Genomic DNA, 25,114 nt, shown 5'->3' on the forward strand with positions numbered 1-25,114 from the left:
ATGCCTCGGCCGATGCAAGGGGACGGATCAGTTCCGCCGATGAACCACACGCTTTCACGACAGTCTCGCGCCGCTTCCGCGCGCGGGTTCTTTTCGCGTCTCCGCGCCGTCGCGGCGATTGGCCTCGTCTGCGCCGCACTCGGCGGCTGCGCCGGCGAACAATTCCAGAAGGGCTACATCCTGCCCGAGGGGGCGCTCGAGCAAATCCCGATCGGCGCGAGCCAGGACCAGGTGCTGATCGTGCTCGGCACGCCCTCGACGGTCGCAACGCTGGACGGCGAGGTGTTTTATTACATCTCGCAACGGACCTCCCGCCCGGTCGCGTTCATGAATCAGCGGGTGATCGACCAGCGCGTCATCGCGGTCTATTTCGACAAGAATCGGCAGGTGCGCCGGCTCGCCAATTACGGCCTGAAGGACGGCAAGATCTTCGACTTCGTCAGCCGGACCACGCCGACGTCGGGCCAGGAAATGTCTTACCTGACACCGCTCTTCAAGCTGCTGAGCTTCAACTAGGGCGTTTTCGAGCGAAGTGGGCTCCGGTTCGCGTGAAGGAAGCGCGTCAAACCGGAGTCTGAAGCATAACCCGCTGCGCCAAGTTGTCGCTTGCCCGAGGGGCAAGCGGTCCCCTAGTTTGCTCGCAAACAAAGAGCCTGAGCAGGGGGTAAACGCATGAGAGCCAAGAGATTTTCCCGTCGTACGGTATTATCGGGTACGGCCGCATTGACGGCCGCGGCGATCCTGCCGCGCGCGAGCCTCGGCGCCGGTGACTGGCGGCCGACCGAGACCGTCCGCATCATCGTGCCGGCGGCGGCCGGCGGATCGACCGACGTGATGGGACGGCTGCTCGCGGCGCATTTGCAGCCGCTCTGGGGCCAGTCGGTGGTGGTGGAGAATCGCTCCGGCGCCGGCGGCACCATCGGCACATCCGAGGTCACGCGCGCCAAGGGCGACGGCCACACCATCCTGATCGGTAATCCCGGCCCCAACGCGATCGCCTACAGCATCTTTCGCAACCTGACCTACAAGGCCGATCAGTTGCGGCCGGTCTCCAACATGATCCGGATTCCGAACATCGTGTCGGCGCATCCGTCGACCGGCCTCAAGTCGATCCCCGAATTGATCGCCTTCCTGAAGAAGAATCCGGACAAGCTCACCTACGGCTCGTCCGGCACCGGGCAGAGCCCTCACCTCACCGGCGCCTGGTTCCTGCAACTCACCGGGCTGAAGATGACGCACGTGCCGTTCCGCGGCGCTGGTCCCGCATTGCAGGCCGGGCTCGCCGGCGACATCCAGATCCTGTTCGACAATCTCTATCCGTCGCTGCCGCAGGTGCAGGACGGCAAACTCAACGGCCTCTGTGTCACCACGCCGGAGCGCAGCGATTCCGCACCGAACCTGCCGACGATGCGCGAGGGCGCGCCGGAATTGGCAAAGTTCGACGTCTCGTCCTGGTTCGGCGTGTTCCTGCCGAAGACCGCACCCGCCCCGGTGCTCGACGAGTTGAACCGCCAGGTCAAGGCGATGCTGGAGCGCGACGACGTCAAGAAGAACATCGCCGGCATGGGCGCGCGCGCCGACTACGGCACGCCCCAGCAATTCTCCGATTTCGTCGATGCCGAGACGAAGAAGTTCGCGGCGATCATCGAGAAGGAAGGCCTGCAGATGGAGGTCAAGTGACGGCGTAGCCGTCATTCCGGGACGATGCGAAGCATCGAACCCGGAATCTCGAGATTCCGGGTTCGCCTCTTCGAGGCGCCCCGGAATGACGCTGCAAACATGCGGCTAGACCTATCGGTGGATTACGCTTCGCTAATCCACCCTACGCTCTGACGCTACGAAGACTTGTTGATCTTCTTGACCTTGGCGTCGGTCGCTTCAATCGACATCGCCAGTTCCATGATCGCCTTCGAGAGCAGCTCGATGGCCTCCTTCTGATCCTGCGATTTGGAGGCGCGGAGCGCGTAGTTCCGTGCGGATGAGAGCGACATCGATTGATCTCCGTGTTGTTCGCGTCTGGTTCAAAAATAAAACCCCGCGGCTTTCACCGCGGGGCTTCGCTTCAGTCGTGTCCGCCGCTCAGTGCGCCAGGATCGCCAGCAGCAGCAGCGCCACGATGTTGGTGATCTTGATCATCGGATTCACCGCCGGGCCCGCCGTATCCTTGTAGGGATCGCCGACGGTATCGCCGGTCACCGCGGACTTGTGGGCGTCAGAGCCCTTGCCGCCGTAGTGGCCGTCCTCGATGTACTTCTTGGCGTTGTCCCATGCGCCGCCACCCGAGGTCATCGAGATCGCGACGAACAGACCGGTGACGATGACGCCGAGCAGCATGGCACCGACCGCGGAGAATGCCGCCGACTTGCCGGCTGCGCCGCCGCCCGCGATCGCATAGATCAGGAAGTAGACCACGATCGGCGACAGCACCGGCAGCAGCGACGGGATGATCATCTCCTTGATCGCCGCCCGGGTCAGCAGGTCGACCGCCTTGCCGTAGTCCGGCTTGTCGGTGCCCTGCATGATGCCGGGCTTCTCGCGGAACTGACGGCGCACTTCCTCGACGATCGCACCGGCGGCACGACCGACTGCGGTCATGCCCATCGCACCGAACAGATACGGCAGCAGGCCGCCGAACAGCAGGCCGACCACGACGTAAGGATTGTTCAGGGAGAAGTCCGGGTTGACGCCCTTGAAGTAGGCATGGGCATTGGCGTCGCTGATGAAGAATTTGAGGTCCTGATTATAGGCCGCAAACAGCACCAGCGCACCGAGACCGGCGGAGCCGATCGCGTAGCCTTTGGTCACCGCCTTGGTGGTGTTGCCGACCGCGTCGAGCGCGTCGGTCGACTTGCGCACCTCCTTCGGCAGCCCCGCCATCTCGGCGATGCCGCCGGCGTTGTCGGTGACCGGGCCGAAGGCGTCGAGCGCGACGATCATGCCGGCCAGCGCCAGCATGGTGGCGGTCGCGATCGCGATGCCGAACAGGCCGGCAAGGCTGTAGGTGACGAGGATGCCGGCGATGATCACGATCGCGGGCAGCGCGGTCGCTTCCATCGAGACCGCCAGGCCCTGGATCACGTTGGTACCGTGACCGGTGACCGAGGCCGAGGCGATCGACTTCACCGGGCGATAGTCGGTGCCGGTGTAGTATTCGGTGATCCAGATGATCAGGCCGGTGACGACGAGACCGACCACGCCGCACCAGAACAGCGCCATGCCGGTATAGTCGACGCCGTCGAGCTTGCCGAAGCCGACCAGCCAATTGATCACGAGCGCGACGCCGACCAGCGACAGGATGCCGGTGGCGATCAGGCCCTTATAGAGGGCGCCCATGATGGACTGGCTGGCACCGAGCTTGACGAAGAAGGTGCCGATGATCGAGGTGATGATGCAGATGCCGCCGATCGCGAGCGGCAGCGTCATCATGTTCACCAGGATCGGCGTCTTGGCGAAGAAGATCGCCGCAAGCACCATGGTGGCGACCGCGGTCACCGCATAGGTCTCGAACAGGTCAGCCGCCATGCCGGCGCAGTCGCCGACATTGTCGCCGACGTTGTCGGCGATGGTGGCCGGGTTACGCGGATCGTCCTCCGGGATACCGGCCTCGACCTTGCCGACGAGGTCGCCGCCGACGTCCGCACCCTTGGTGAAGATGCCGCCGCCGAGACGGGCGAAGATCGAGATCAGCGAGGCGCCGAAGCCGAGCGCCACCATGGCGTCGACCACGGTGCGGCTGCCCGCTTCCAGACCCATGAACTTGACCAGCACCATGAAGTAGATGGTGACGCCGAGCAGCGCGAGCCCCGCAACCAGCATGCCGGTGATCGCGCCCGCCTTGAAGGCGAGCTCGAGGCCGCCGGCGAGCGAGGTGGTTGCCGCCTGAGCGGTGCGGACGTTGGCGCGCACCGAGACGTTCATGCCGATGAAGCCGGCAGCCCCCGACAGGATGGCGCCGATCGCAAAGCCGATCGCCACCGGCAGGCCCAGGAAGTAGGCCAGCACCACGAAGATCACGATACCGACCATGCCGATCGTGGTGTACTGCCGCCGCAGATAGGCCTGTGCGCCCTCGCGCACCGCGGCCGCGATTTCCTGCATGCGCGGATTACCCGCATCCGCGTTCAAGACCGACTGCGTCGCCCAGATCGCGTAGACGATGGAAAGCGCCCCGCAGAGCACAATCAACCATAAAGCTGTCATGTTGCCTCAGATCCTTGATGTAACCCCCGCGCCTTCTTGTGCCGCTAGGGGGCGGCAGGCGCTTATTTTGCGAGGACAATCCTCCCCAAAAACGGATTGCCTCAAATCGGGCGCGACCTTGCCAAAATCGTTACCGCTGTGCAACGCCACCTGTGGCCGAAAACGCCGATATCGGCAGCTATTTAGAAGGAAAATCGGCGCTATCAGGCGCGGGAAGTCGAGCGCGGCTTCCATTCCGACGGGTTTTCTTAATGCGAACCGGTGCCCGCTTCGCTCGAAAACGCTCTAGAAATGGCTGTAGGACAGCCGCTTCAGCTTCAGTTCCCGGCCCTGCCCGTCAAGGAAGCTCGGTGGCGACAAGCCTGCGATCAAGCCGCCGATTGCGGTCACCGCGACCTTGGCCTGCCGTGCGTCGCGCAGAAACGCGTCGACATGATCGCTCGGGACCGCGCACAAGAGCTCGTAATCATCACCGCCGGCCACCAAGGTCTCGATATCGATCGCCTTGCGTGCGAGCAGCGCTGCGGCCGCGGACGACAACGGGATACTCGTCACGTTGATCACGGCCGCCACACCACTGGCTGCGCAAAGCTTGGTCAGATCGCCGGCAAGACCGTCGGACACATCCATCGCGGCGCTGGCGTGGGTGCGAACGGCCTTGGCCAAGGCGTTGCGCGGCTGCGGAACACGGTAACGGGCGGCAAGATAATCCCGCCCGACCACATCGTCCGCCACAGCCGCGGCGACCGGGCCACCCCGGAGCACATCGAGGCCGAGCGCGGCGTCTCCGATCGTGCCGGTGACGAACACACGGTCGCCCGCCTGTGCACCTGCGCGATGCACCATCGTACCCTGCGGCACCCGGCCGAACGCGGTGATCGAGATCATCAGCGGCCCCGGCGTCGAGACCGTGTCGCCACCGAGCAGCGGGCAGCCGAAATGCGCGGCGTCCTCGCCGAGCGCCCGGGCAAACGGCTTCAGCCACGCCTCCTCGGCGCCGCGCAGCGCCAGCGTCAGCACGAAGCCCGCCGGCACCGCGCCCTTGGCGGCGATGTCGGAGAGGTTCACCCGCAGCGCTTTGCGCGCCAGCGTGTCGGGCGGATCATCGCGGAGGAAATGCACGCCCTCGACGATGGCGTCCGTGGTGACCACGATGTCCTCGCCGGCCGCCCTCAGCGCGGCGGCGTCGTCGTCGAGCCCGAACGCACCCGGATCGGTCGCGAGCGGCTTGAAATAGCGCGCGATCAGGGAGTCTTCGCCGGATATCGATTTGTCGCTCTGCGTCACGATAGCAGCCCCGTCATCCTGAGGTGCGAGCGGAGCGAGCCTCGAAGGATGCACGGCCCCAGCCGGGCCGCCGCCCTTCGAGACGGCCGCCGCGCGGCCTCCTCAGGGAGACGGTCAAGCGATCATATGTCTCCACTCAGCTCCGCACAAACTCGTCGCCGCGGAACTGGCGCGCGATCTGGTCGAGCACGGCGTTGACCATGCCGGTTTCGTCCTTCTCGACGAAGGCATGCGCGACGTCGACATATTCGGAGACGACCACGCGGCCCGGCACGTCCTTGCGGTGCTCGAGCTCGTAGGACCCTGCCCGCAGCACCGCGCGCAGGATGGCGTCGATCCGCTTCAGCGGCCAGCCCTTCGACAGCGCCTCGTCGATCAGCGGGTCGAGCCTGGCCTGGTCGCGCACCACGCCGGAGACCACGTCGCGGAAAAACGCGGCTTCCGCCGGCAGGTACTTCTCGCCCTCGACCTCGTTGCCGAGCCAGTGGCTTTCGAACTCGGCGAAGATGTCGTTGATGCCGGCGCCGCCAATGTCCATCTGGTAGAGCGCCTGTACCGCCGCGAGCCGTGCCGCGCCGCGGCGGTTGGCTTTTCTGTCGGGGGCTTTCGCGGGCTTCTTGTTGTCAGCCATGGTCAGGCCTTTGCCAGACGGCGTTTGATCCGCAGCATCGCCAGCGCCGCACGCGCCGCATCGCCGCCCTTGTTGAGCTCGCTGGCGCGCGCCCGCGCCCAGGCCTGCGCCTCGGTGTTGACGGTGAGGATGCCGTTGCCGAGCGGAAATTTCCGGCTGACGGCCAAATCCATCAATCCGCGCGAGGACTCCTGCGAGACGATCTCGAAATGGATGGTGTCGCCGCGCACCACGCAGCCGAGCGCGATCGCCGCGTCATAGGGCTTGCCGTTCGCTTCAGCCGCATCGATCGCGATCGCGATCGCCGCCGGAATCTCCAGCGCGCCCGGCACCGTGATCACATCGTGCGTCGCACCCGCGGCCTTGATCTCGGCCAGCGCGCCTTCCAGCAGCGCATCCTGGATGTCGTCATAGAACCGCGCCTCGACGATCAGCACGCGTGCGCCGGTAATGTCGGTCTGGTCCTTCAGGGGTGCGCGCCGCGCGTCAGCCATTGCAATACCAATCGGAACTTGGGGAGGAGTTGTGCAGCGTTTTAGGCGCAGCAGGGGCTAAAGCCAAGGGCAATACTGACCTGGATGTCACCGCGATCAGCCTGATTTTTCAGGCCGGGTTCGCCTGCAATGCATAGGCCACCGGGCTGAAAATCGCCCGAGGCGAATAGGCAGATAGGGACGTCTGCCTTGGCCGCAATGCCCAGGCCGAAGCTATTTCATCTCCGACAGCCGCGCCGCGTAGCGGGCCATCAGATCGACCTCGATATTGACCTCGCTGCCCGCCTTCCAGCCGCTCAGGGTCGTCACGGAAAGCGTGTGCGGGATGATCAGCACCGAAAAGCTGACATCGTCGACCGTATTCACGGTCAACGACACGCCGTCCAGCGTGACCGATCCCTTCGCCGCGATGAAACGCGCCAGCTCCCGAGTGGTTCGCAGCTCGAAGCGCGCCATGTCGGGCAGATCGTCGCGCTTGACGATGGTGGCGATGCCGTCGGCATGCCCCGCCACGATGTGACCGCCGAGTTCGTCGCCGATCTTGAGCGCGCGCTCGAGATTGAGCCGGCCGCCCTGCCCCCAATGCTTGGCGGTGGTCATGCCGAGCGTCTCGGCCGCCGCATCGACATCGAACCAGGTCTTGCCATCGGCGATGCCGGAGGCGACGACGGTGAGGCAGACGCCATTGCAGGCGATCGAGGCGCCGTCGGCGATCGTGGTCTGGTCGTAGTCGCAAGCAATCCGCATGCGATGCAGTTGCCCCTGCGCGACCTGCTTCAGGCTGGTGATCTCACCGATATCGGTGACAATTCCGGTAAACATTACGCACGCTCGTAGATCATGAGACTGTCTTTGCCGAGGGTTTCGCTAGCACGAAGCCGGAAGACGGGCGACTGCGTGATTGCGTCGAGCGGCATTGCGTCCAGCGCGGGAACGCCGCCGGCACCGATCGCATCAGGTCCGCGCAACAGCCAGATCTCGTCGACAAGGCCGGCTGCCACGAAAGAATTTGCCACGCGCGATCCGCCCTCGACCAGCAGCCGCGAGATCCCCTTCTCCGCCAGCGCATCCAGGACAGACGGCAGATCGAGCCCTTGGGGCGCGCTGGCGGCGACGCGGATCACCTGCGCGCCGGCGGCACCTAACTTCACCGCGGCAGGCGCCTCCGCCATGTCAGATGTCAGCACCCAGAGCGGCATCTCGCGCGCCGAATGCACCAGGCGGCTGTCGCCTGAAATGCGCAGCGCACGGTCCAGTACCAGGCGCACCGGCGAGCGCGCCGCCATGCCGGGCAGCCGGCAGGTCAAAAGCGGATCGTCGGCCTTGACCGTGCCGATGCCGACCAGGATCGCATCGCTCTGCGCGCGCAGCAGATGCACCCGGGTCCGCGCGGCCTCTCCGGTGATCGTAACCGGCCGATGGCCGCTGGCAGCGATCTTGTCGTCGGCGGACACCGCGAGCTTGAGGATCACATGAGGACGCTTGTCGCGGATACGGCGGAAGTGCCCGGCATGGTCGCGCGCGGCCTCTACCGCGCACAGCCCGACATCGACCGCGATGCCCGCGGCGCGCAGCTTGGCGTGGCCCTGCCCCGCGACTTCCGGATTGGGATCCTCGATCGCCGAGACGACGCGGGCGAGCCCGGCCGCAACCACGGCGTCGGCGCAAGGCGGCGAGCGGCCGAAATGCGAGCACGGTTCGAGCGTCACGTAGAGCGTGGCGCCGCGCGCGGCATCGCCGGCGCGCCTGAGTGCCTCGACCTCGGCATGCGGCCGGCCGCCTGCTTGCGTCCAGCCGCGGCCGACAATGACGCCGTCCTTGACGATGACGGCGCCGACCGCCGGATTGGGCCAGGTGCGCCCGAGCCCGCGCCGGCCAAGCGCCAGCGCCAGCTGCATGAAGCGCAGATCGGCCGCCTTTGCCGCTTCCTTGGCCTCTTTGGCCTTCTGCGCGAACTGGTCTTCCAGAATGCGGAAGATCATTTGCGTAGCGTCGCGAGCCGCGGGTCTTCTTCGCCGGTCAATTCGTCGAGCACGGCCTCGAAGTCCTTGGCCTCGCGGAAGTTACGATAGACCGAGGCGAAGCGCACATAGGCGACGTCGTCGAGCTGGCGCAGATGCTCCATCACGATCTCGCCGATCGCCTCCGAGGAGACCTCGGCCTCGCCGCCGCTTTCGAGCTCGCGCACGATGGTGGACACCATCTTCTCCACCCGCTCGGATTCCACCGGGCGCTTGCGCAAGGAGATCTGCAGCGAACGCACCAGCTTGTCGCGGTCGAACGGCACGCGGCGGCCGTTGCGCTTGATGACGGTCAGCTCGCGCAGCTGCACCCTCTCGAAGGTCGTGAAGCGGAAGTTGCAGGCCATGCAGACCCGCCGCCTGCGAATGACCGCGGAGTCCTCGGTCGGACGCGAGTCCTTGACCTGCGTGTCGAGAGAATTGCAGCTCGGGCAGCGCATCCGACGGGACCTCTGGCAGCGACCTTTTACTGATAGATCGGGAAGCGATCGGTCAGCGCCTTGACGCGCTCCTTGATCGCGGCCTCGACCAGCGGCGCCTTGCCGTCCGGCGACTGCGCCAGCGCGTTCAGCACTTCCGCGATCATGCCGCCGACCTGCTTGAACTCGGCGACGCCGAAGCCGCGCGTGGTCGCCGCCGGCGTGCCGAGACGCAGGCCGGAGGTGACGAACGGCTTTTCGGGATCAAACGGGATGCCGTTCTTGTTGCAGGTGATGGCGGCGCGCACCAGCGCCTTCTCGGAGATGTTGCCCTTCAGGCCCTTCGGCCTGAGATCGACCAGCATCAGATGGTTGTCGGTGCCGCCAGAGACGATGTCGAGGCCGTGGCCGCGCAGCGTCTCCGCCAGCGCCTTGGCGTTCTCGACCACGTTCTTGGCGTAGACCTTGAAGTCCGGCCGCAGCGCTTCGGCGAACGCCACCGCCTTGGCGGCGATGACGTGCATCAGCGGACCACCCTGCAGGCCCGGGAAGATCGCCGAGTTCAGCTTCTTGGCCAGCGTCTCGTCATTGGTGAGGATCAGGCCGCCGCGCGGGCCGCGCAGCGACTTGTGCGTCGTCGTGGTGGTGACGTGGGCGTGCGGCACCGGCGAGGCATGCACGCCGCCGGCGACGAGGCCCGCGAAATGCGCCATGTCGACCAGCAGATACGCGCCGACGGAGTCCGCGATCTCGCGGAAGCGCTTGAAGTCCCAGGCGCGCGAATAGGCCGAGCCGCCGGCGATGATCAGCTTCGGCTTGACCTGTTCGGCCTGCTTCTGCACCGCGTCCATATCGATGATCTGGTCCTCGCGGCGCACGGTGTAGTGCGCGGCCTTGAACCACTTGCCGGACATGTTGACCGGCGAACCGTGGGTGAGATGGCCGCCGGCCGCGAGGTCGAGGCCCATGAAGGTGTCGCCGGGTTGCAGCAGCGCCAGAAACGCCGCCTGGTTCATCTGACTGCCGGAGTTCGGCTGGACGTTGGCGAAGCCGGCGCCGAACAGCTTCTTGGCGCGCTCGATCGCCAGCGTCTCGGCAACGTCGACCCACTCGCAACCGCCGTAGTAGCGCGCGCCCGGATAACCCTCCGCGTATTTGTTGGTCATCACCGAGCCCTGCGCCTCCAGCACGGCGCGGCTGACGATGTTTTCCGAGGCGATCAGCTCGATCTCGTGACGCTGCCGGCCGAGCTCGCCCTTGATCGCGGCAGCGATTTCGGGATCGGCCTGGGCGAGGGTCGCGGTGAAGAAGGAATCGGGCGCGGAAGCGGTCTTGCTGGATGAGGTCATCGGCGAAATATCTCCACCGCCGCAAGCCTTTAGGCGGGATGCGGACGGTCACAAGTGGCGGTCGAAGCTGGTTTCAGAGCGTTATCACATCGCCCCAAAATGGCCAAGCGGTTGCGGTCCCTGCCGGTCAATTATGCCAGATATGGTGGGGATGGCGGGGATTGCCAGCCGGCCGGACGGCCACCCCCACCGCCCGGTTCCCGCCGCGCGGCCAGCACGGCTGTGGCAGCCGCCGAATGGAACGTGACACCCCTTCCCGACCGCGCGGGGCCGCGGACGAGACAACGATCGCCTCGAGGTTTCAACGTCTTGCACGCGCAACCACGCAACTTCGGACTCGCTTGATCAAGTCGCGCGCGATCGCGATGCATCGACTCACGAGACGGCGAGACGATTTTTGAATCGTTCGATTTTTGAATCGTTCAACACTGGATCGATTCAAAGCTCTCACGCGATGCGTGCAGTTGCGCGTCATACGCCGTTGTCTTCCGGTCACACAGCCAAGCTTTGCGCGCAACTTCGACAGCTTCTAACCGCACGCAGGCTGCTCGCGAAAATCACCGTGATAACGACTCGCTCAAGATTTTTTACGGAGCGTGGAATAAATGTCGTGCAGGTGGATTCGGCCGCAGCGGTTTGCTGCTTCGGCTGTCGTTGTGTTTTCGGTTGTCGGTGCGGACGATCTCTTCGCCCAGACGCAATTGCCGTCCGTGACAGTCGAAGCGCCGCAGCGGCAAGCGGCGCGATCGCAGCAGTCCTCGCAACGGACCACGCGCGCACGCAGCGCCTCGCGCCGCACGACGGCCGCCCCGGTGAGCGCGCAGCCTCAGACCGCTCAGCAGCCCACGGGCGCCGGCGGCGGGCACGAACGCGCCAACGGCCCGGTCACCGGCTATCTGGCGCGGCTGAGCGCCAGCGGCACCAAGACCAGCACGCCGATCATCCAGACCCCGCAATCGGTGTCGGTCATCAGCGCCGAGCAGATCCGCGACCAGAAGATCGTCAGCAAGTTCGACGAGGTGCTGCGCTACACGCCGGGCGTCATCGGCGGCACCTATGGCGCCGATTTCCGCAACGACTGGTTCATGATCCGCGGCTTCCCCGCGCAGAACGAGTCGCTGTTCCTCGACGGCCTGCAGCTGTTCTACACTTCCTATGCGAGCTGGAAGCTGCAGCCCTTCAATCTCGAGCGCGTCGAGGTGCTGCGCGGTCCGTCCGGCATCCTGTATGGCGGCTCGGCGCCGGGCGGCCTCGTCAACGCAGTGAGCAAGCTGCCGCAGGCCGAGCCCATTCGCTACATCGAGACCGGCGTCAACAATTTCGGCAACGCCTATACCCAGTTCGATATCGGCGGCGCGACGGCGCAGCCCGGCAACGGCCAGGTGCAGTACCGCCTGGTCGGCCAGGCCCAGGGCGGCGGCACCCAGACCGACTATGTCTACGACAACAACTTCTTCTTTGCCCCGTCGGTCACTTGGCGGCCCGATGCCGACACCAGCCTCACCGTGTTCGGCATGGCCTCGCACAGCAACACGCGCGCGCTGAACTTCCTGCCCTATGTCGGCACCGTCACCAACGCGCCGTTCGGCCGGATTCCGACCAGCCTGTTCGTCGGCGATCCCAGCGCCGACCAGTTCCGCCGCGACCAGCAGATGGTCGGCTACCAGTTCCAGAAGAGCGTGACCGACAGCGTCGATTTCCGCCAGAATGCGCGCATGGCGCATGTCGACGTCTATTATGCCGGTCTCTACGGGCTCGGCTACGCGACGACGCCGGCCGCCGCCGACATCGCCCGCGGCAATTTCTACACCCGCGGCATCGCCACCCAGCTCAACCTCGACAATCAGCTCGAATACCGTTTCACCACCGGCGCGCTGCAGCACACCGCGCTGGTCGGCGTCGACCTGAAATATTACGGCATCGACGACCGCCAGGGTTTTGGCATGGGCACCAATCTCAACGTGCTCAATCCGGTCTACGGCACCAACCTGCCGTACAGCGGCCCGCTGTATCAGAACGCCTATCTCGCCCAGGGCATGGCCGGTCTCTATCTGCAGGATCAGGTCAAGCTCGACCGCCTGACGGTCGTGCTGTCCGGACGCCAGGACTGGGTCGATCTCACCAACAACAACCGAATCGGCGCGTCCCAGGGCCGCGACGACAGCCAGTTCTCCGGCCGTGTCGGCGCGATCTATAATTTCGACAGCGGCGTTGCGCCCTACGTTTCCTACATGACGGGCTACAATCCGGTCGTCGGCACCACCGCGTCCGGCCAATTGCTGCTGCCGGAAACCTCCGAGCAGACCGAGGTCGGCGTCAAGTACGAGCCGGTCGGGCTCAACGCACGGTTCGGCGTCGCGTATTTCGACCTCAAGCGCAAGAACGCGCTGACAACAGATCCGAACAACCCGCTGTTCCAGACCCAGAACGGCGAAGTCACCTCGCGCGGCGTCGAGCTCGAGGCGGTCGCGAACATCACGCGCGATTTCAAGCTGGTGGCGAGCTACACCAATTACGAGCTGTTCGTCAGCAAGGACCTCAACCCCGCGCTGATCGGCACCGTGCCGACCAACGCGCCGCAGCAGCTCGCATCAGCGTGGACCGACTACACCTTCCGCGACGGCCCGCTCACGGGCTTCGGCTTCGGCGGCGGCGTGCGCTATGTCGGCCCGTCCTTTGCCGACACCGCGAACACCGCACGCGTCCCGGGGGTCGTGCTGGGCGACCTCGCCTTGCATTACGAATGGGACAACAACTGGCGCGCAGCGCTCAATGTCGTGAACGTCACCGACAAGATCTATGTCGCGAGCTGCGCGACGATCAGCTCCTGCTACTACGGCGATCGCCGTCGCATCACGGCGAGCCTCGCCTACAAATGGTAAGCTGAACTTTCCGTTCACGGAAAATCCTGTCACCGAGAGGCGGCATTCGGCCGCCTCGCTTTTTTTGCCGTCGTCAGCGTGGTGTCAGCTTGTCGCGCTAGGTTTCGCGTCGCGGCGATATTTGCCGTGCCCAGACTGGCCCGCTCCGAAATGCGAGCCCCGGAGCGGGCCTTTTACGGTCTGGTCGCGCCCTAATCCTCGTTCGCCTTGAATCGCCCGAGCCCCTTGAGCACGAACGGCGCCAGCAGCGCGATCAGCGCGATGCCGAGCAGCGTCGCCGACATCGGGCTTTGCAGCAGCACCATGGGATCGCCGAGGCTGATCGCCAGCGCGCGGCGCAGCTGGCTTTCGGCGATCGGCCCGAGGATCAGCCCGATCACGACGGGCGCGATCGGGAAGTCGAACCGGCGCATCAGAAAGCCCATCACGCCGAACGCCGCCAGCATCGACAGCTCGACGACCGACGGCTTGGCCGCGATCGTGCCCATGGTGGCGAACACCAGGATGCCGGCATAGAGCCAGGGCTGCGGGATCGCCAGCAGCCGCACCCAAAGCCCGACCAGCGGCAGATTGAGCACCAGCAGCATGCCATTGGCGATGAACAGGCTCGCGATCAGGCCCCACACCAGGTCGGGCCGCTCCGCGAACAGCAGCGGGCCCGGGTTGAGGCCGTATTGCTGGAAGCCCGCCAGCATCATTGCAGCCGTTGCCGAGGTCGGCAGCCCGAGCGTCAACAGCGGCACCAGCGTGCCGGCGGCAGACGCGTTATTCGCCGCTTCCGGCCCTGCGACGCCTTCGATCGCGCCCTTGCCGAATTCCTCCGGATGTTTGGTGAGCCGCCGCTCGGTGGAATAGGACAGGAATGTCGGGATCTCAGCGCCGCCGGCCGGCAGCGCCCCGATCGGAAAGCCGAACAGCGTGCCGCGCAGCCACGGCTTCCACGACCGCCGCCAATCCTCTTTCGTCATCCACAGCGAGCCGCGCACCGGCTCGAGCTTCTCCTCGGCGTGATGGCGGCGCGAGGCGACATAGAGCGCCTCGCCGACCGCGAACAGGCCGACCGCGAGCGTCGTCACCTCGACGCCGTCGAGCAGCTCGGGGATGCCGAAGGCAAGCCGCGCCTGACCGGTCAGCTTGTCGATGCCGACCAGCCCGAGCGTGAGGCCGATGAACAGGCTGGTGAGGCCGCGGACCGGCGAGTCGCCGAAGGTTGCCGACACCGTGACGAAGGCGACGCACATCAGCGCGAAGTAATCCTCCGGCCCGAAGCGCACGGCGAAATCGACCAGCCATGGCGCGAGGAATGCGAGGCCGATGGTGGCGATGGTGCCGGCCACGAACGAGCCGATCGCCGAGGTCGCCAGCGCCGGGCCGCCGCGGCCGGCCTTGGCCATCTTGTTGCCCTCGAGCGCGGTCGCCATCGACGCGCTCTCACCCGGCGTGTTGATCAGGATCGCGGTGGTCGATCCGCCATACATGCCGCCATAGTAGATGCCGGCGAACATGATCAGCGAGCCGCCGGGATCGAGCTTGTAGGTCACCGGCAGCAGCAGCGCGACCGTCAGCGCCGGACCGATGCCCGGCAACACGCCGACCGCGGTGCCCAGGAACACGCCGATCAGGGCGTAAAGCAGGTTCATCGGCTGCATGGCGACCGCCATGCCGTGCGCCAGCGCGGCGAAGGTGTCCATCACAGCAGTCGCTCCAGCGGGCCGGCGGGAAGGCTCAGCGTCAACAGCTTGTCGAACGCGAGATAAATCAGCGTCGTGATCACGAGCGCGATGGCGGTGTCGGCCAGCACGGCGCGGCGGCCGAACGCCGCCGACGTGGTGACGAACAGCGCCGAGGTGGCGAGGATGAAACCGCCGCCAAAGCCGATGATGGCGATCAGGAGCGCCAGGCCGCCGATGATCAGCCCCACCGGTTTCGGATCCATGCTCTCGCGCGGCGGCAGGTTGCCGCGCAGCGCGTCGATCAGATTGCCGATCGCCAGAATGACAAGGCCGATCGCGATGACGACCGGCATCGCCTCCGGCCCCATGCCATACATCGTGGTGGACGGCAGCTTGCTGGCGTCCCACACCAGCACCGCGGCAAGCCCGGCAAGCGCGGCCGCGATGACAACGCCGGCGCGATCGACGCGTCGCGCCGGCGCGGGCCGGAGATTTTCAGACGCCGCGTCCGGCGTCATGACTTCACGAGGCCGACGGACTTGAGCACGTCAGTGACCCGAACGATTTCCTTCTTCAGGAAATCCGCGAAGGCGTCGCCGCCAAGGTAGGCGTCGTCCCAGCCCTTCTGCTTCAGGATCTCCTTCCAGGCATCGGACTTCACCATCTTCTCGACCGCATCGCTCAGCACCTTGCGCTGCGCCGGCGTGATGCCAGGCGGTGCGACCACCGAGCGCCAGTTGGCCAGCACGAGATCAATGCCCTGCTCCTTGAAGGTCGGGATATCGACGCCGGGCAGACGGTTCGCCGACGTCACGCCGAGCGCGCGCAACTTGCCGGCCTTGATCTGGCCTTCGTATTCGCTGAGGCCGGAAATGCCGGCCGTGACCTTGCCGCCGAGAATGGCTGCAAGCGACTCGCCGCCGCCCGAGAACGGAATGTAGTTGATCTTCTTGGCATCGGCGCCGACCGTGCCCGCGAACAGCGCCGCCATTACATGGTCGACGCCGCCGGCCGAGCCGCCGGCAAAGGTCACCTTGGCGATATCGGCCTTCACCGCGGCGGCGAGATCCTGCGCTGTCTTGATCGGCGAGTTCGCCGGCACCACGATGACCTGGGTCTCCTCGGTGAGGCGCGCAATCGGCGTCACCTGATCCAGCGTCACCGGCGACTTGTTCATGGCGAGTGCGCCCACCATGACGAAGCCGTTCACCATCATCTGGTTGCCGTCGCCCTTGGCGCCGTTGACGAACTGCGCGATGCCGACGCTGCCGCCGGCGCCGGGAACGTTAGTGACCTGGACGCTGCGCGCGACACCGGAGGCGACCAGCGCCTGCTGCATCGAGCGCGCGGTCTGATCCCAGCCGCCGCCGGGCGCCGCCGGCGCCATCAGCTTGAGCTCGAGCTGCTGCGCGGGCGCCGGACCGCTCGTCCCAAGCAACAGCGCGACGACCGCGCCGAACAGGCGCATGTGGGACGGCATCATGGGGCTTCCTCCAGAATTTTCGGAAAGCAGCCTGCCGATCGCCGGCTGCATCCGGTCACGTGATCGCATCGCCACTCGGACAGCGCGATCCCTTCGGATCAGGAATCGCTCGCCGATCTCGCGTCTGCGTGTCCCCTAGCGACCATTCGCCACAGCCTTCGGCAAGCCGCAGGGCGCGGCTAGCGAGTGCTGCAAATCGCCGCACCCTCTCGGATCGTTTTTCGCTTGCTTTGATTCGGCGCGGCCCGGCAACGCAAGTTCGGTTCTAGGAACCTTCGCCATTTTCTCTCGTTCCACCTCCGCCGATTGGTACGGCTATTGGAGGAGAGAACATGAAGTTTAAGACCATTGTCGCGGCATCTTTGCTTGCCGCTTTCGTCTCGCCGGCATTTGCAGCGGATGAATTCTACGTCGTGCAGGACGTGAAGACGAAGAAGTGCACGATCGTCGACAAGAAGCCGGTCGACACGACCACCACCGTCGTCAGTCCGTCAGGCACTGTCTACAAGACGCGCACCGAAGCCGAGACCGGCATGAAGAGCGTCAAGGTCTGCAGCTCATACTAGGAGGCGATCGCATGCCAGTCATCATTCTTTGGGCCGTGCCGGCGATCATCGTGATCGGCGGCGGCATCTACCTGATCGGCCATATGCACTGAAGGCAAGGAGACCTCTTATGAAGAAGTTGGCTATCGGCTGCATCATGGCTGCGGCATTCGCCACCGCCGCGCATGCGGCAACCACCATGCCCGCCGCTCCGGCGGACAGTTCGACCATCACCAATTACTACAAGCAGAATGTCTACGACCCGAAGGAATCCAAGATCGGGACGATCGACGACGTGCTTGTCGACAAGTCCGGCAAGGTGACCGGTCTCGTCGTCGGTGTCGGCGGCTTCCTCGGCGCCGGCGAGAAGGACGTGATCGTGCCGTTCACGGCCATCAAGTCTCAAAAGAAGGACGACAAGTGGTGGCTTACGCTCGACGAGACCAAGGACAGCCTGAAGGCTGCACCTGGTTTCAAATACGATCGCGCCAGCACGACCTGGAAGCCGGAGAACAAGTAACACCGACGGCGTCCCGTCTGCTCACCGAGGGCAGACGGGACGCTGCGGCAGATCACTCACGGGATGGTGGCGCTGTCGAAGCTCGCCCGAAACGCATCAGGTCACGCGCCAAACCACGAAATGGCCCCAGCACCTTTGGGGGCCTGGAGGCCGGTGCTGGGGCCATTTGCCTGATCCGGGGCTGAGCTATTGGAGGCAGGCTCCCCCATCCATCAAGAACCGCGCGGTTCCAGCATTAGCTTATGTAAATCGCCGCCGGGATATCCCAAAGCGAGTGTCTTGCGCGCAACAGCCGATCGGCGGACGGAAGAGAACGCAAAGCCGGCACCTCAAGGCGAGGCCGCCACGACCACCGAACGAAGATTCTCGATGGAGCACTTGGTCGAACCCTGGCAAGTTTCAACCTAACAAAAGCCAGGCCATGGAGGCGATCAGCGCCACAAGCGACACGGTCGCAGCGCTGACAAAGGCAATCTCCACACCGTCGATATGGTGGTGGTTTGTATGCATTGAGCGTCCTCCTAGATGGGTGTCCGCGGACCTTGGGACAGTAGCCACGCCGTCAAATTGGCGGTGGTTTCGTCATGCCGCGCCTGCTTCAACAGGGTCTCTCGCTCTCGACAGGGAGGAAGGTTCTTGGCCCGTTGACGTAGCCGTTTTGCTTCTTGGGCAAGGCGTTTTTCAAGGGGGAATATCTGCCTAACCCGGCGTCGTCGCTTCATGGCTCCTCTCTCCAACGCTGACGTTTGGCTGCCCCAAAAGCAAAATCAAAAAGCCCGGGGAGCGTGAAAAGTTCCCGCCAGCTTCGCGTCAATGAGATCAGACGGAAGGAACTAGCGAAACCGCGTGGAAGTTACAGGGCATGGGCATAACCAAGGACCTGAAGAAGCAGGCCAAGACCGCCGAGCAGGCGGCGGTGCGGACGGCTGACGAATTCGCGGCCGAGCAAATGAAGAGCCTCGCCCAAGCCTTCCGGGCTCAGGCCGAGGTCGTCAAGCGAAACAAGAAAAAGAAGAAAGATGAGCTTCACCGTAAAAGCTAGGTGCAAGTTTGGAGAGATCGTGCACCGTCGTGGCACGGCCGAGGCAGCTCTGCGCAAGGCAAAAGAGCTTTCACGGTCGCAGTGTTACGACATCCACATCGTGACACCTGAAGGCCGAGACTACGACTCGTCCGAGTTTGGAGATCTTCCCCGTACGCCACTGGCTGTGCGCGTTGCTCAGAAAGGCCACACTTATCCATAGGGCAGTAGAGGTTTCAAAAAGGCAGGCTCAAAAAGCGGCCCCAGCTAACCGCATCCCCCGATGGGTGCGCCCTTCCCCATCCGCCTCGCGCGCGCCATCGGCGAGACAATCAATAGCGGTAGCGATATCCCCGCCGCTGCTGACCATATGCGGCGCGAGGATTGATCCCGCAGGTCACGTTCCTTCCGGAAGCTGACGCGAGACACTGGGCGCGGGTTTGGTACATGCAATCGCCGGGATAGCCGACGCCGCGCCCCTGCACGCACCAGGGATAATCCCGAGCGCTGGCCGGGCTCACATTTGCCAGTCCTGCAACGCCGAACGCCACGAGAAACGTCAAGACAGCGAATAGGACAGTTGTGCGCATGATCGGCTCCTCACAAGCAATCGAGGACCAACGGAGCGGCAAGATCAGCGTTCCTGTCGGTCGCGGGCGGGCCACAGCTCGGAGCGGCCGCGCCGAGCGCAGGAACCATGCTCCGTTGGGCCGGTTGTCGGAAACCATCCATCCCACAGAAGTCACTTGGCATGCCGTCACGACTGCTTTGGTTTCTGGGTTTTCCGGTTCTGGTTGTTCTGGGTGGTTGCGGCGATCAACTCGAGTGCGATTCAATCGAAACCCGGAAGGCTGTGCTCCAGACCATCTCCAACGATCACCGCAATCCGCTTGTCAATTTCGCCGCCAGGGAATCGACGGCAAAGCCCACTGCGGAAAACTCAAAGCCACAATACCTCCTCGATGAAAAGATCGTCACGACGTCGGCCAGTGAGGACAAGCGAACATTGCAATGCAGAGGCGGCATCTCGGTCTCTGTGGGCGACATCAAGGCTTCCAAGGAAGTCGAATTCACCGTGCAGAAATCGAGCGACGGAAAGTTGGCGGTTTCGGTTGCTCCATTTCAGTTTTGAGGTGCGACAAACTCAGTGTCGTCCTGGCGAAAGCCAGGACGACGATCGTGTGTGAGGAGCCCGCACCGTCATCGCCAGGTTGGCGATCCTGTACGCCCGCGGCTTCTCGGCTCAAGCACCGTCTGGAATACTGGACCATCCGCCGAGACAGAGTGCGAAACCAGGCGCGCCGCTACAGCCCGGTATAGCCGGCCTTCACATGGTCGGTACTACCGTCGAGCTGGCGCAGATAGGTCAGCCCGCACACCGTCAACCGATGCGGATCGCGCTCGCCGGCGTCGAACAGCGTCTGCACGTACTCTGTCACCTTCGCCCGCGCTTCGTCGCTCGCAGCGGGCGTGCGGTTGAGCAGCAGATCATACGTCTGCATGATCCGATCGATAGCGGCTTCCATTGAAGTCTCCGGGTTGACGCTCAGGCGACCACCAGCGTCTCGGCCTCGAACTTCGCGATCGCCTTGTTGGCGAGGCGGAGGCGATTCATCTCACCGCGCTGGAACAGCTTCACGATGATGCCGAGCAAGCGCTCATTGGTGGCGAAATTGTCGGGAATGGCGCCGGATTTGCGCAGATAGTTCGAGGCGATCGCGTAGGCGTCACCGACGACCTCGACATTCAGCACCTCGATCCCGCGCTCGACCAGCATGTCCTGCTTCTCCATCAGAGCGTTTTCAAGCGAAGTGGACACCGGTTCGCGTGAAGAAAACGCGTCTAAAAAATCCGAGCGTGACGAGATCCGATTAGATTTCGTTCACGCCGGGAGACAGGATAAAGCGCCGGCAACGGCTTGGTTCCTCGCTGGGACCCATTTATTTTCGCAGGTGCAGCATGAAATACGTGCAGCATGAAAAACGCATCGGCCGGGCATGACCGATGCGTTGACTGGAGGAAGGCTGCCGGTCTTCTCGCGCGGCCGGCTTGGCCATCAGGCGAAAACAGGAAGGCTCAGAGGCGATACAGGATCTGGTCGGTCCAGAAGCGCTCGAGGCGATGCAGCGACTTGTTGAGGCTCGCGAACTCCTCGTTCGAGATGCCGCCGACCTGCTCCACCGTCTTGACGTGCTTCTGATAGAGCGCGTCGACGATACGACGGACCTCCTGGCCCTGCGGAGTCAACCGGATGCGGACCGAGCGGCGATCGACGCGCGAACGCTGATGATCGAGGAAGCCGAGCTCGACGAGCTTCTTCAGATTGTAGGAGACGTTGGAGCCGAGATAGTAGCCGCGGGTGCGCAGCTCGCCGGCGGTCAACTCCTTGTCGCCGATGTTGTACAGGAGCAGCGCCTGCACCGAGTTGATGTCGGCGCGGCCCCGACGATCGAATTCGTCCTTGATGACGTCGAGGAGCCGGCGATGCAGCCGCTCCACCAAAGTCAGGGCTTCGAGATAGAGCGGCTGCACCGGAGCTTGACCGGTAGCGCGATCAGCGGCATCCGCCGCCGTTGTCGCAACGGCTTTCATCATGACACTTCCCCTGTTTGTCGTTTTTATCGACTTTATTCGACGAAACTTGTGTCCCGCCTGATAGGTCCAACGTAAGGGGGCCGTTTGAATATCCGCTTAAATAAGAGAATAAAGAGATCATGAATTTAAGACAGTGAATCGTGGATTAAGCCCATGGATCAAAGGCTTTTCGCAACTTTTCATTGACGGTGGCGGACCCTTGTTCACGCTTCGTCTGCCTGCCCTGTCACATTCGGAAACAGCATCGTCTGAATTCGAAACGGTGGCGTAACGGGTATGAGGGAACCCTTTACGGTGACCGATCGGTTACCGGAAAATTCTTTGAAAATTTTATCGGAGTGCATCGGCGGGACGTGCACGCGATGCGCGCAAGCGGTGCCGATCTGTTGCGGGGAGCCAGACCGGTTCCGCCGTCGGCCCGCGCAAAGCCGGCCGGCACACGCGCCGAGATCCGGTGAAATGGGCCCCGACGGCAGGTCCCGTAGAGACGTCCCGGAAGGGAGTGTCTCAAACGGATGCGATCTGTCGGCACCCACCTATCAGAACCAGCGATGCTGTCTTCTCGTTGCGCGCACGGCTGCCAAATTTTCCCGGCCGCCGTCAGCTATTGGTCGCGCTGTCGCCACGGGGCAACAGGCCATCGCCGCACGCCGGCCTATGGCGGGCGTTCGCGCGCCGACATCCAGGCCAGCGCGAGATAGGCGGCGAGCATCAGCGCCTCGAGCCCGACCACGGTGAGACTGCCGCCATAGATGCCGGGAAACATCAGCTCGATGACCGCCATCGACACCACGGTGGTCAGCCACACCACGGCGCCCCAGGGCGTCGCGAGCCAGAGCCCGACGGCAGCGACGAGCTCGATGACGGCGAAATAGATCGTGGCGGTCTGCCAGGCCATCGACTGGTTCTCGAACGCCTCCTCCTCGCCGCCGACGAAGCCGGTCACCTGGGCCCAGTGATAGAGGCCCTTGGCGACCGAGACGACGGCCATGATGCGCAGGAAGATGACGAGGCGCCGCGTCCACGCATTGTCGTCCGGCTCGATCCGGTCGGACGAGATCGCGCTCACCGAGATGGCATTGTCCCGCGCCTGATCGCGTGCAGAGGTGTCAGACATCCGAATCGCCGCAGAGCGGCTGCAAAATGGGGTTCATGGGCGCAGTCTTGGCCCGCCGGGGACGCAAAATCAATTGCCGTTGCGGCAAATCAAGGGCGCCACGGATGCAATAGCGGCGCAATGACGGCGGCCCTGACAGGTGCTAGAACCGGACTTATATCAGGTCCAGACCAGCCGTCCGTCGAGGAGAAGACAACATGGCGATCAAATTCGGGCGCCCGATCGAACTGCGCGATGCGCCCCAGCGCCAGAGCGATGCCCTCGCCTCCCCCTCGCTCGACCTCACGATCCGGATGCGGCGCAATCGCAAGTCGGAATGGGCCCGCCGCCTTGTGCGGGAGAACGTGCTGACCACCAACGACCTGATCTGGCCGATGTTCGTGGTCGATGGCCACAACACCCGCACGCCGGTGGCCTCGATGCCCGGCGTCGACCGGCTCACCGTCGACCAGATCGTCCGCGACGCCGAGCGCGCGGCAAAGCTCAACATCCCCTGCATCGCGCTGTTCCCGTTCACCGAGCCGTCGCTGCGCGACGAGCAGGGCTCGGAGGCGTTCAATCCCGACAATCTGGTCTGCCAGGCGGTGCGCGCGATCAAGAAGGAGTTTCCCGACATCGGCGTGCTGTGCGACGTCGCGCTCGATCCCTTCACCAGCCACGGCCATGACGGGCTGATCGAGGGCGGCAAGATCCTCAATGACGAGACCGTTGCGGTGCTGGTGAAGCAGGCGCTGACCCAGGCCGAGGCCGGCTGCGACGTGATCGCGCCGTCGGACATGATGGACGGCCGGATCGGCGCGATCCGCGAGGCGCTCGACGACAACGGCTTCGGCGACGTGCAGATCATGTCCTATGCGGCGAAATACGCCTCCGCCTTCTACGGCCCGTTCCGCGACGCGATCGGCTCGGCCAAGACGCTGACTGGCGACAAGCGCACCTACCAGATGGACAGCGCCAATTCCGACGAGGCGCTGCGCGAGGTCGAGCTCGACATCGCCGAGGGCGCCGACATGGTGATGGTGAAGCCGGGCATGCCCTATCTCGACATCGTCCGCCGCGTGAAGGACCATTTCGCGATGCCGACCTTCGTGTATCAGGTGTCCGGCGAGTACGCGATGATCGCGGGCGCCGCCGCCAATGGCTGGATCGACGGCGAGCGCGCGATGATGGAGAGCCTGGTGGGCTTCAAGCGCGCCGGCGCCGACGGCATCCTCACCTATTTCGCGCCGAAGGCCGCCGAAAAGATCAAGGCGGAGAGCTGACGGGCCGCCGCCCGTTATTGCGACAAGTGGATCGCTTCGCTCCGCTCGCAATGACGGCGTGAAGGTAGAACCGCTCAATCCAGCCCCCGAATCGCCGGAATATTTCGGCTAGTTAATGTTCGCGCAGGCTTGGCGAACGCGCCTCCTGTTCCCATGTCCTGCGCGGGACTTTCATCGGAGGTTGGTCATGTCCTACGGCAATGACGGCGGCACCTGGCGCAACGAGGCCTGGCGCAACGACGGCGGCGTTCCTCCGCATGCGTTCGATCCGTCGATGCAGCCGGACCTGTTCCGCGGCGTGCTGACGCGACGTGTCTTTGCGTTCCTGATCGACCTGTTCGTGCTGTCGGTGCCGGTGATCCTCGCGGTGATTTTCATCGCGGTGTTCGGCCTCGTCACGCTCGGTCTCGGCTGGGCGCTGTTCTGGCTGGTCTCGCCGGCCTCGATCGTCTGGGCGATCGTCTATTACGGCGCCTCGATCGGCGGGCAGCACTCCGCCACCATCGGCATGCGCATGATGGATCTGGAACTGCGGACCTGGTACGGCGCGCGCGGCTATTTCGTGCTCGGCGCCACCCATGCGGTGCTATTCTGGGTGACGATCTCGTTCCTGTCGCCGCTGGTGCTCCTGATCGGGCTGTTCAACGGCCGCCGCCGGCTGCTGCACGACATCATCCTCGGAACCGTCATTATCAACAGCTCGGTTCGGACCCCGGTCGCCCCGGCCGCGCGGACCTCCTATTAGGCCCGCCTAAACCAATTGACCGTTAGCCTCAGGGGGGCGATGCTCACTCGGCTGCCTGTATTGTTTATGGAGCCCGACGATCTGACGTGACCCAGCATTCGCGTGATACTCCCCAGTTCTATTTGACGGCGCCCTCGCCTTGCCCGTATTTGCCGGGCCGACATGAGCGGAAGGTTTTCACGCACCTGGTCGGTGACAAAGCGGGCGATCTCAACGACTTGCTGACCCATGGCGGCTTCCGCCGCAGCCAGTCGATCGCCTACCGCCCGGCCTGCGACCAGTGTCGGGCCTGCGTCTCGGTCCGGGTGATCGCCAACGAATTCCGCCCCTCCCGCAACTTCCGCAAGGTGCTGGCCCGCAACGCCGACATCATCGGCGAGCAGCGCACCGCGGTGCCGACCTCGGAGCAATACTCGGTGTTCCGGGCCTATCTCGACCGCCGCCATCGCAACGGCGGCATGGCCGACATGACCGTGCTGGACTACGCCATGATGGTCGAGGACAGCCATGTCGAGACCCGGATCATCGAGTACCGCAAGCGCAACCCCGACAGCGCCATCACCGGTCGCGGCGACGAGCTGATGGCGGTGGCGCTGACCGACGTGCTCAGCGACGGGCTGTCGATGGTCTATTCGTTCTTCGAGCCCGGGCTGGAGGCGCGCTCGCTCGGCACCTTCATGATCCTCGACCACATCGCCCGCGCCCGCCGGCAGGGCCTGCCCTACGTCTATCTCGGGTACTGGATCGAGGGCTCCAAGAAGATGGACTACAAGGGCCGCTTCCTGCCGCAGCAGCGGCTCGCGCCGTCGGGCTGGCTCCGCGTCGACGCGTCAGGCGAGGTGCTCGCCGAGCCGCAGGACTAAAACTTGA

The 25,114-nt window shown here is 64.5% G+C and carries 27 protein-coding genes; 10 read left to right on the forward strand and 17 right to left on the reverse strand.

Going from position 1 to position 25,114, the window contains the following annotated elements:
- Positions 1-39 precede the first annotated feature (39 nt).
- Positions 40-516 (forward strand): outer membrane protein assembly factor BamE, encoded by a 477-nt coding sequence (locus ACVWY5_RS18980; RefSeq protein ID WP_028333874.1) that lies wholly within the window; start codon positions 40-42, stop codon positions 514-516.
- 156 nt (positions 517-672) lie between these two features.
- A complete protein-coding gene (locus tag ACVWY5_RS18985; RefSeq protein ID WP_028333873.1) occupies positions 673-1,680 on the forward strand; it encodes a tripartite tricarboxylate transporter substrate binding protein in 1,008 nt (335 codons plus the stop codon).
- Between the two features lie 155 nt (positions 1,681-1,835).
- Here the strand turns inward: ACVWY5_RS18985 and ACVWY5_RS18990 are convergent, their stop codons facing one another.
- From ACVWY5_RS18990 to glyA, 9 genes are all read right to left on the reverse strand, one after another.
- Entirely contained in the window at positions 1,836-1,991 is a 156-nt protein-coding gene (locus ACVWY5_RS18990) for a hypothetical protein (protein ID WP_167350400.1), read from the reverse strand.
- 88 nt (positions 1,992-2,079) lie between these two features.
- Entirely contained in the window at positions 2,080-4,200 is a 2,121-nt protein-coding gene (locus tag ACVWY5_RS18995) for a sodium-translocating pyrophosphatase (protein ID WP_028333872.1), read from the reverse strand.
- Between the two features lie 285 nt (positions 4,201-4,485).
- The gene (gene thiL / locus ACVWY5_RS19000) at positions 4,486-5,487 is read right to left on the reverse strand and encodes a thiamine-phosphate kinase (RefSeq protein WP_028333871.1); all 1,002 of its coding nucleotides are present in this window, start codon (positions 5,485-5,487) and stop codon (positions 4,486-4,488) included.
- A gap of 136 nt (positions 5,488-5,623) precedes the next feature.
- The gene (gene nusB / locus ACVWY5_RS19005; RefSeq protein WP_016844994.1) at positions 5,624-6,118 is read right to left on the reverse strand and encodes a transcription antitermination factor NusB; all 495 of its coding nucleotides are present in this window, start codon (positions 6,116-6,118) and stop codon (positions 5,624-5,626) included.
- A gap of 2 nt (positions 6,119-6,120) precedes the next feature.
- On the reverse strand, positions 6,121-6,612 hold the full coding sequence (gene ribH / locus ACVWY5_RS19010) for a 6,7-dimethyl-8-ribityllumazine synthase (RefSeq protein ID WP_028333870.1): 492 nt from the start codon (positions 6,610-6,612) through the stop codon (positions 6,121-6,123).
- A 213-nt stretch (positions 6,613-6,825) separates the two neighbouring features.
- Positions 6,826-7,434, reverse strand: a complete 609-nt coding sequence (locus ACVWY5_RS19015; protein ID WP_028333869.1) for a riboflavin synthase — start codon at positions 7,432-7,434, stop codon at positions 6,826-6,828.
- On the reverse strand, positions 7,434-8,594 hold the full coding sequence (gene ribD, locus ACVWY5_RS19020; RefSeq protein ID WP_028333868.1) for a bifunctional diaminohydroxyphosphoribosylaminopyrimidine deaminase/5-amino-6-(5-phosphoribosylamino)uracil reductase RibD: 1,161 nt from the start codon (positions 8,592-8,594) through the stop codon (positions 7,434-7,436). Before ribD ends, ACVWY5_RS19015 begins: the two co-directional genes overlap by 1 nt.
- Positions 8,591-9,073 carry a transcriptional regulator NrdR gene (nrdR, locus tag ACVWY5_RS19025; protein WP_016844999.1) on the reverse strand — a complete coding sequence of 161 codons (483 nt, stop codon included), beginning with the start codon at positions 9,071-9,073 and terminating at the stop codon, positions 8,591-8,593. Before nrdR ends, ribD begins: the two co-directional genes overlap by 4 nt.
- Positions 9,074-9,099: 26 nt before the next feature.
- Positions 9,100-10,401, reverse strand: a complete 1,302-nt coding sequence (gene glyA, locus ACVWY5_RS19030; RefSeq protein ID WP_028333867.1) for a serine hydroxymethyltransferase — start codon at positions 10,399-10,401, stop codon at positions 9,100-9,102.
- 605 nt (positions 10,402-11,006) lie between these two features.
- On the opposite strand from glyA, the gene ACVWY5_RS19035 reads away from it, so the two are divergent.
- Positions 11,007-13,283, forward strand: a complete 2,277-nt coding sequence (locus ACVWY5_RS19035; protein WP_028333866.1) for a TonB-dependent siderophore receptor — start codon at positions 11,007-11,009, stop codon at positions 13,281-13,283.
- Positions 13,284-13,474: 191 nt separating this feature from the next.
- On the opposite strand, the gene ACVWY5_RS19040 is transcribed toward ACVWY5_RS19035, so the two are convergent.
- Genes ACVWY5_RS19040 through ACVWY5_RS19050 form a run of 3 tightly spaced genes read right to left on the reverse strand, consistent with a single transcriptional unit; the run spans position 13,475 to position 16,436 of the window.
- The gene (locus ACVWY5_RS19040; RefSeq protein WP_028333865.1) at positions 13,475-14,974 is read right to left on the reverse strand and encodes a tripartite tricarboxylate transporter permease; all 1,500 of its coding nucleotides are present in this window, start codon (positions 14,972-14,974) and stop codon (positions 13,475-13,477) included.
- Positions 14,974-15,474: a tripartite tricarboxylate transporter TctB family protein gene (locus ACVWY5_RS19045; RefSeq protein ID WP_028333864.1), complete on the reverse strand. Its 501-nt coding sequence runs from the start codon at positions 15,472-15,474 to the stop codon at positions 14,974-14,976. The genes ACVWY5_RS19040 and ACVWY5_RS19045 overlap by 1 nt, the downstream gene beginning before the upstream one ends.
- A complete protein-coding gene (locus ACVWY5_RS19050) occupies positions 15,471-16,436 on the reverse strand; it encodes a Bug family tripartite tricarboxylate transporter substrate binding protein (RefSeq protein WP_152977632.1) in 966 nt (321 codons plus the stop codon). Before ACVWY5_RS19050 ends, ACVWY5_RS19045 begins: the two co-directional genes overlap by 4 nt.
- A gap of 335 nt (positions 16,437-16,771) precedes the next feature.
- On the opposite strand from ACVWY5_RS19050, the gene ACVWY5_RS19055 reads away from it, so the two are divergent.
- The 3 genes from ACVWY5_RS19055 (at position 16,772) to ACVWY5_RS19065 (ending at position 18,546) form a co-directional block, all read left to right on the forward strand.
- Complete coding sequence (locus tag ACVWY5_RS19055; RefSeq protein ID WP_028333862.1) at positions 16,772-17,005, forward strand: hypothetical protein; 234 nt, start codon at positions 16,772-16,774, stop codon at positions 17,003-17,005.
- A 109-nt stretch (positions 17,006-17,114) separates the two neighbouring features.
- Positions 17,115-17,504 (forward strand): PRC-barrel domain-containing protein, encoded by a 390-nt coding sequence (locus ACVWY5_RS19060; protein WP_028333861.1) that lies wholly within the window; start codon positions 17,115-17,117, stop codon positions 17,502-17,504.
- Positions 17,505-18,366: 862 nt separating this feature from the next.
- Positions 18,367-18,546: a hypothetical protein gene (locus ACVWY5_RS19065; RefSeq protein WP_028333860.1), complete on the forward strand. Its 180-nt coding sequence runs from the start codon at positions 18,367-18,369 to the stop codon at positions 18,544-18,546.
- A gap of 311 nt (positions 18,547-18,857) precedes the next feature.
- On the opposite strand, the gene ACVWY5_RS19070 is transcribed toward ACVWY5_RS19065, so the two are convergent.
- Entirely contained in the window at positions 18,858-19,253 is a 396-nt protein-coding gene (locus tag ACVWY5_RS19070) for a DUF3551 domain-containing protein (protein ID WP_431014698.1), read from the reverse strand.
- A 23-nt stretch (positions 19,254-19,276) separates the two neighbouring features.
- Here ACVWY5_RS19070 and ACVWY5_RS19075 point away from each other — a divergent pair, with 23 nt between their 5' ends.
- Positions 19,277-19,657, forward strand: a complete 381-nt coding sequence (locus ACVWY5_RS19075) for a hypothetical protein (protein WP_283087575.1) — start codon at positions 19,277-19,279, stop codon at positions 19,655-19,657.
- A 172-nt stretch (positions 19,658-19,829) separates the two neighbouring features.
- On the opposite strand, the gene ACVWY5_RS19080 is transcribed toward ACVWY5_RS19075, so the two are convergent.
- From ACVWY5_RS19080 to ACVWY5_RS19095, 4 genes are all read right to left on the reverse strand, one after another.
- Positions 19,830-20,051, reverse strand: coding sequence for a hypothetical protein (locus tag ACVWY5_RS19080; protein WP_016845010.1), 222 nt, complete (start codon positions 20,049-20,051; stop codon positions 19,830-19,832).
- A 20-nt stretch (positions 20,052-20,071) separates the two neighbouring features.
- On the reverse strand, positions 20,072-20,302 hold the full coding sequence (locus tag ACVWY5_RS19085) for a hypothetical protein (RefSeq protein WP_028333858.1): 231 nt from the start codon (positions 20,300-20,302) through the stop codon (positions 20,072-20,074).
- Between the two features lie 299 nt (positions 20,303-20,601).
- A complete protein-coding gene (ldtR, locus tag ACVWY5_RS19090) occupies positions 20,602-21,120 on the reverse strand; it encodes a transcriptional regulator LdtR (protein WP_028333857.1) in 519 nt (172 codons plus the stop codon).
- A 655-nt stretch (positions 21,121-21,775) separates the two neighbouring features.
- Entirely contained in the window at positions 21,776-22,237 is a 462-nt protein-coding gene (locus ACVWY5_RS19095) for a DUF6163 family protein (protein ID WP_016845013.1), read from the reverse strand.
- A 197-nt stretch (positions 22,238-22,434) separates the two neighbouring features.
- Between ACVWY5_RS19095 and hemB the strand changes: the two genes are divergently transcribed.
- The 3 genes from hemB (at position 22,435) to ACVWY5_RS19110 (ending at position 25,107) form a co-directional block, all read left to right on the forward strand.
- Complete coding sequence (gene hemB, locus ACVWY5_RS19100; RefSeq protein WP_028333856.1) at positions 22,435-23,499, forward strand: porphobilinogen synthase; 1,065 nt, start codon at positions 22,435-22,437, stop codon at positions 23,497-23,499.
- Between the two features lie 187 nt (positions 23,500-23,686).
- A complete protein-coding gene (locus tag ACVWY5_RS19105) occupies positions 23,687-24,244 on the forward strand; it encodes an RDD family protein (RefSeq protein ID WP_028333855.1) in 558 nt (185 codons plus the stop codon).
- 86 nt (positions 24,245-24,330) lie between these two features.
- Positions 24,331-25,107, forward strand: coding sequence for an arginyltransferase (locus ACVWY5_RS19110; RefSeq protein ID WP_028333854.1), 777 nt, complete (start codon positions 24,331-24,333; stop codon positions 25,105-25,107).
- Positions 25,108-25,114 lie beyond the last annotated feature (7 nt).

This window comes from Bradyrhizobium sp. USDA 3256 (assembly GCF_054058275.1).

Coding starts and splice junctions, on each gene's coding strand:
- ACVWY5_RS18980 (WP_028333874.1), top strand. CDS start 40: ATGAACCACACGCTTTCACGACAGTCTCGCGCCGCTTCCGCGCGCGGG.
- ACVWY5_RS18985 (WP_028333873.1), top strand. CDS start 673: ATGAGAGCCAAGAGATTTTCCCGTCGTACGGTATTATCGGGTACGGCC.
- ACVWY5_RS18990 (WP_167350400.1), bottom strand. CDS start 1,991: ATGTCGCTCTCATCCGCACGGAACTACGCGCTCCGCGCCTCCAAATCG.
- ACVWY5_RS18995 (WP_028333872.1), bottom strand. CDS start 4,200: ATGACAGCTTTATGGTTGATTGTGCTCTGCGGGGCGCTTTCCATCGTC.
- nusB (WP_016844994.1), bottom strand. CDS start 6,118: ATGGCTGACAACAAGAAGCCCGCGAAAGCCCCCGACAGAAAAGCCAAC.
- ribH (WP_028333870.1), bottom strand. CDS start 6,612: ATGGCTGACGCGCGGCGCGCACCCCTGAAGGACCAGACCGACATTACC.
- ACVWY5_RS19015 (WP_028333869.1), bottom strand. CDS start 7,434: ATGTTTACCGGAATTGTCACCGATATCGGTGAGATCACCAGCCTGAAG.
- ribD (WP_028333868.1), bottom strand. CDS start 8,594: ATGATCTTCCGCATTCTGGAAGACCAGTTCGCGCAGAAGGCCAAAGAG.
- nrdR (WP_016844999.1), bottom strand. CDS start 9,073: ATGCGCTGCCCGAGCTGCAATTCTCTCGACACGCAGGTCAAGGACTCG.
- glyA (WP_028333867.1), bottom strand. CDS start 10,401: ATGACCTCATCCAGCAAGACCGCTTCCGCGCCCGATTCCTTCTTCACC.
- ACVWY5_RS19035 (WP_028333866.1), top strand. CDS start 11,007: ATGTCGTGCAGGTGGATTCGGCCGCAGCGGTTTGCTGCTTCGGCTGTC.
- ACVWY5_RS19040 (WP_028333865.1), bottom strand. CDS start 14,974: ATGGACACCTTCGCCGCGCTGGCGCACGGCATGGCGGTCGCCATGCAG.
- ACVWY5_RS19045 (WP_028333864.1), bottom strand. CDS start 15,474: ATGACGCCGGACGCGGCGTCTGAAAATCTCCGGCCCGCGCCGGCGCGA.
- ACVWY5_RS19050 (WP_152977632.1), bottom strand. CDS start 16,436: ATGCCGTCCCACATGCGCCTGTTCGGCGCGGTCGTCGCGCTGTTGCTT.
- ACVWY5_RS19055 (WP_028333862.1), top strand. CDS start 16,772: ATGAAGTTTAAGACCATTGTCGCGGCATCTTTGCTTGCCGCTTTCGTC.
- ACVWY5_RS19060 (WP_028333861.1), top strand. CDS start 17,115: ATGAAGAAGTTGGCTATCGGCTGCATCATGGCTGCGGCATTCGCCACC.
- ACVWY5_RS19065 (WP_028333860.1), top strand. CDS start 18,367: ATGGGCATAACCAAGGACCTGAAGAAGCAGGCCAAGACCGCCGAGCAG.
- ACVWY5_RS19070 (WP_431014698.1), bottom strand. CDS start 19,253: ATGGTTTCCGACAACCGGCCCAACGGAGCATGGTTCCTGCGCTCGGCG.
- ACVWY5_RS19075 (WP_283087575.1), top strand. CDS start 19,277: ATGCCGTCACGACTGCTTTGGTTTCTGGGTTTTCCGGTTCTGGTTGTT.
- ACVWY5_RS19080 (WP_016845010.1), bottom strand. CDS start 20,051: ATGGAAGCCGCTATCGATCGGATCATGCAGACGTATGATCTGCTGCTC.
- ACVWY5_RS19085 (WP_028333858.1), bottom strand. CDS start 20,302: ATGCTGGTCGAGCGCGGGATCGAGGTGCTGAATGTCGAGGTCGTCGGT.
- ldtR (WP_028333857.1), bottom strand. CDS start 21,120: ATGATGAAAGCCGTTGCGACAACGGCGGCGGATGCCGCTGATCGCGCT.
- ACVWY5_RS19095 (WP_016845013.1), bottom strand. CDS start 22,237: ATGTCTGACACCTCTGCACGCGATCAGGCGCGGGACAATGCCATCTCG.
- hemB (WP_028333856.1), top strand. CDS start 22,435: ATGGCGATCAAATTCGGGCGCCCGATCGAACTGCGCGATGCGCCCCAG.
- ACVWY5_RS19105 (WP_028333855.1), top strand. CDS start 23,687: ATGTCCTACGGCAATGACGGCGGCACCTGGCGCAACGAGGCCTGGCGC.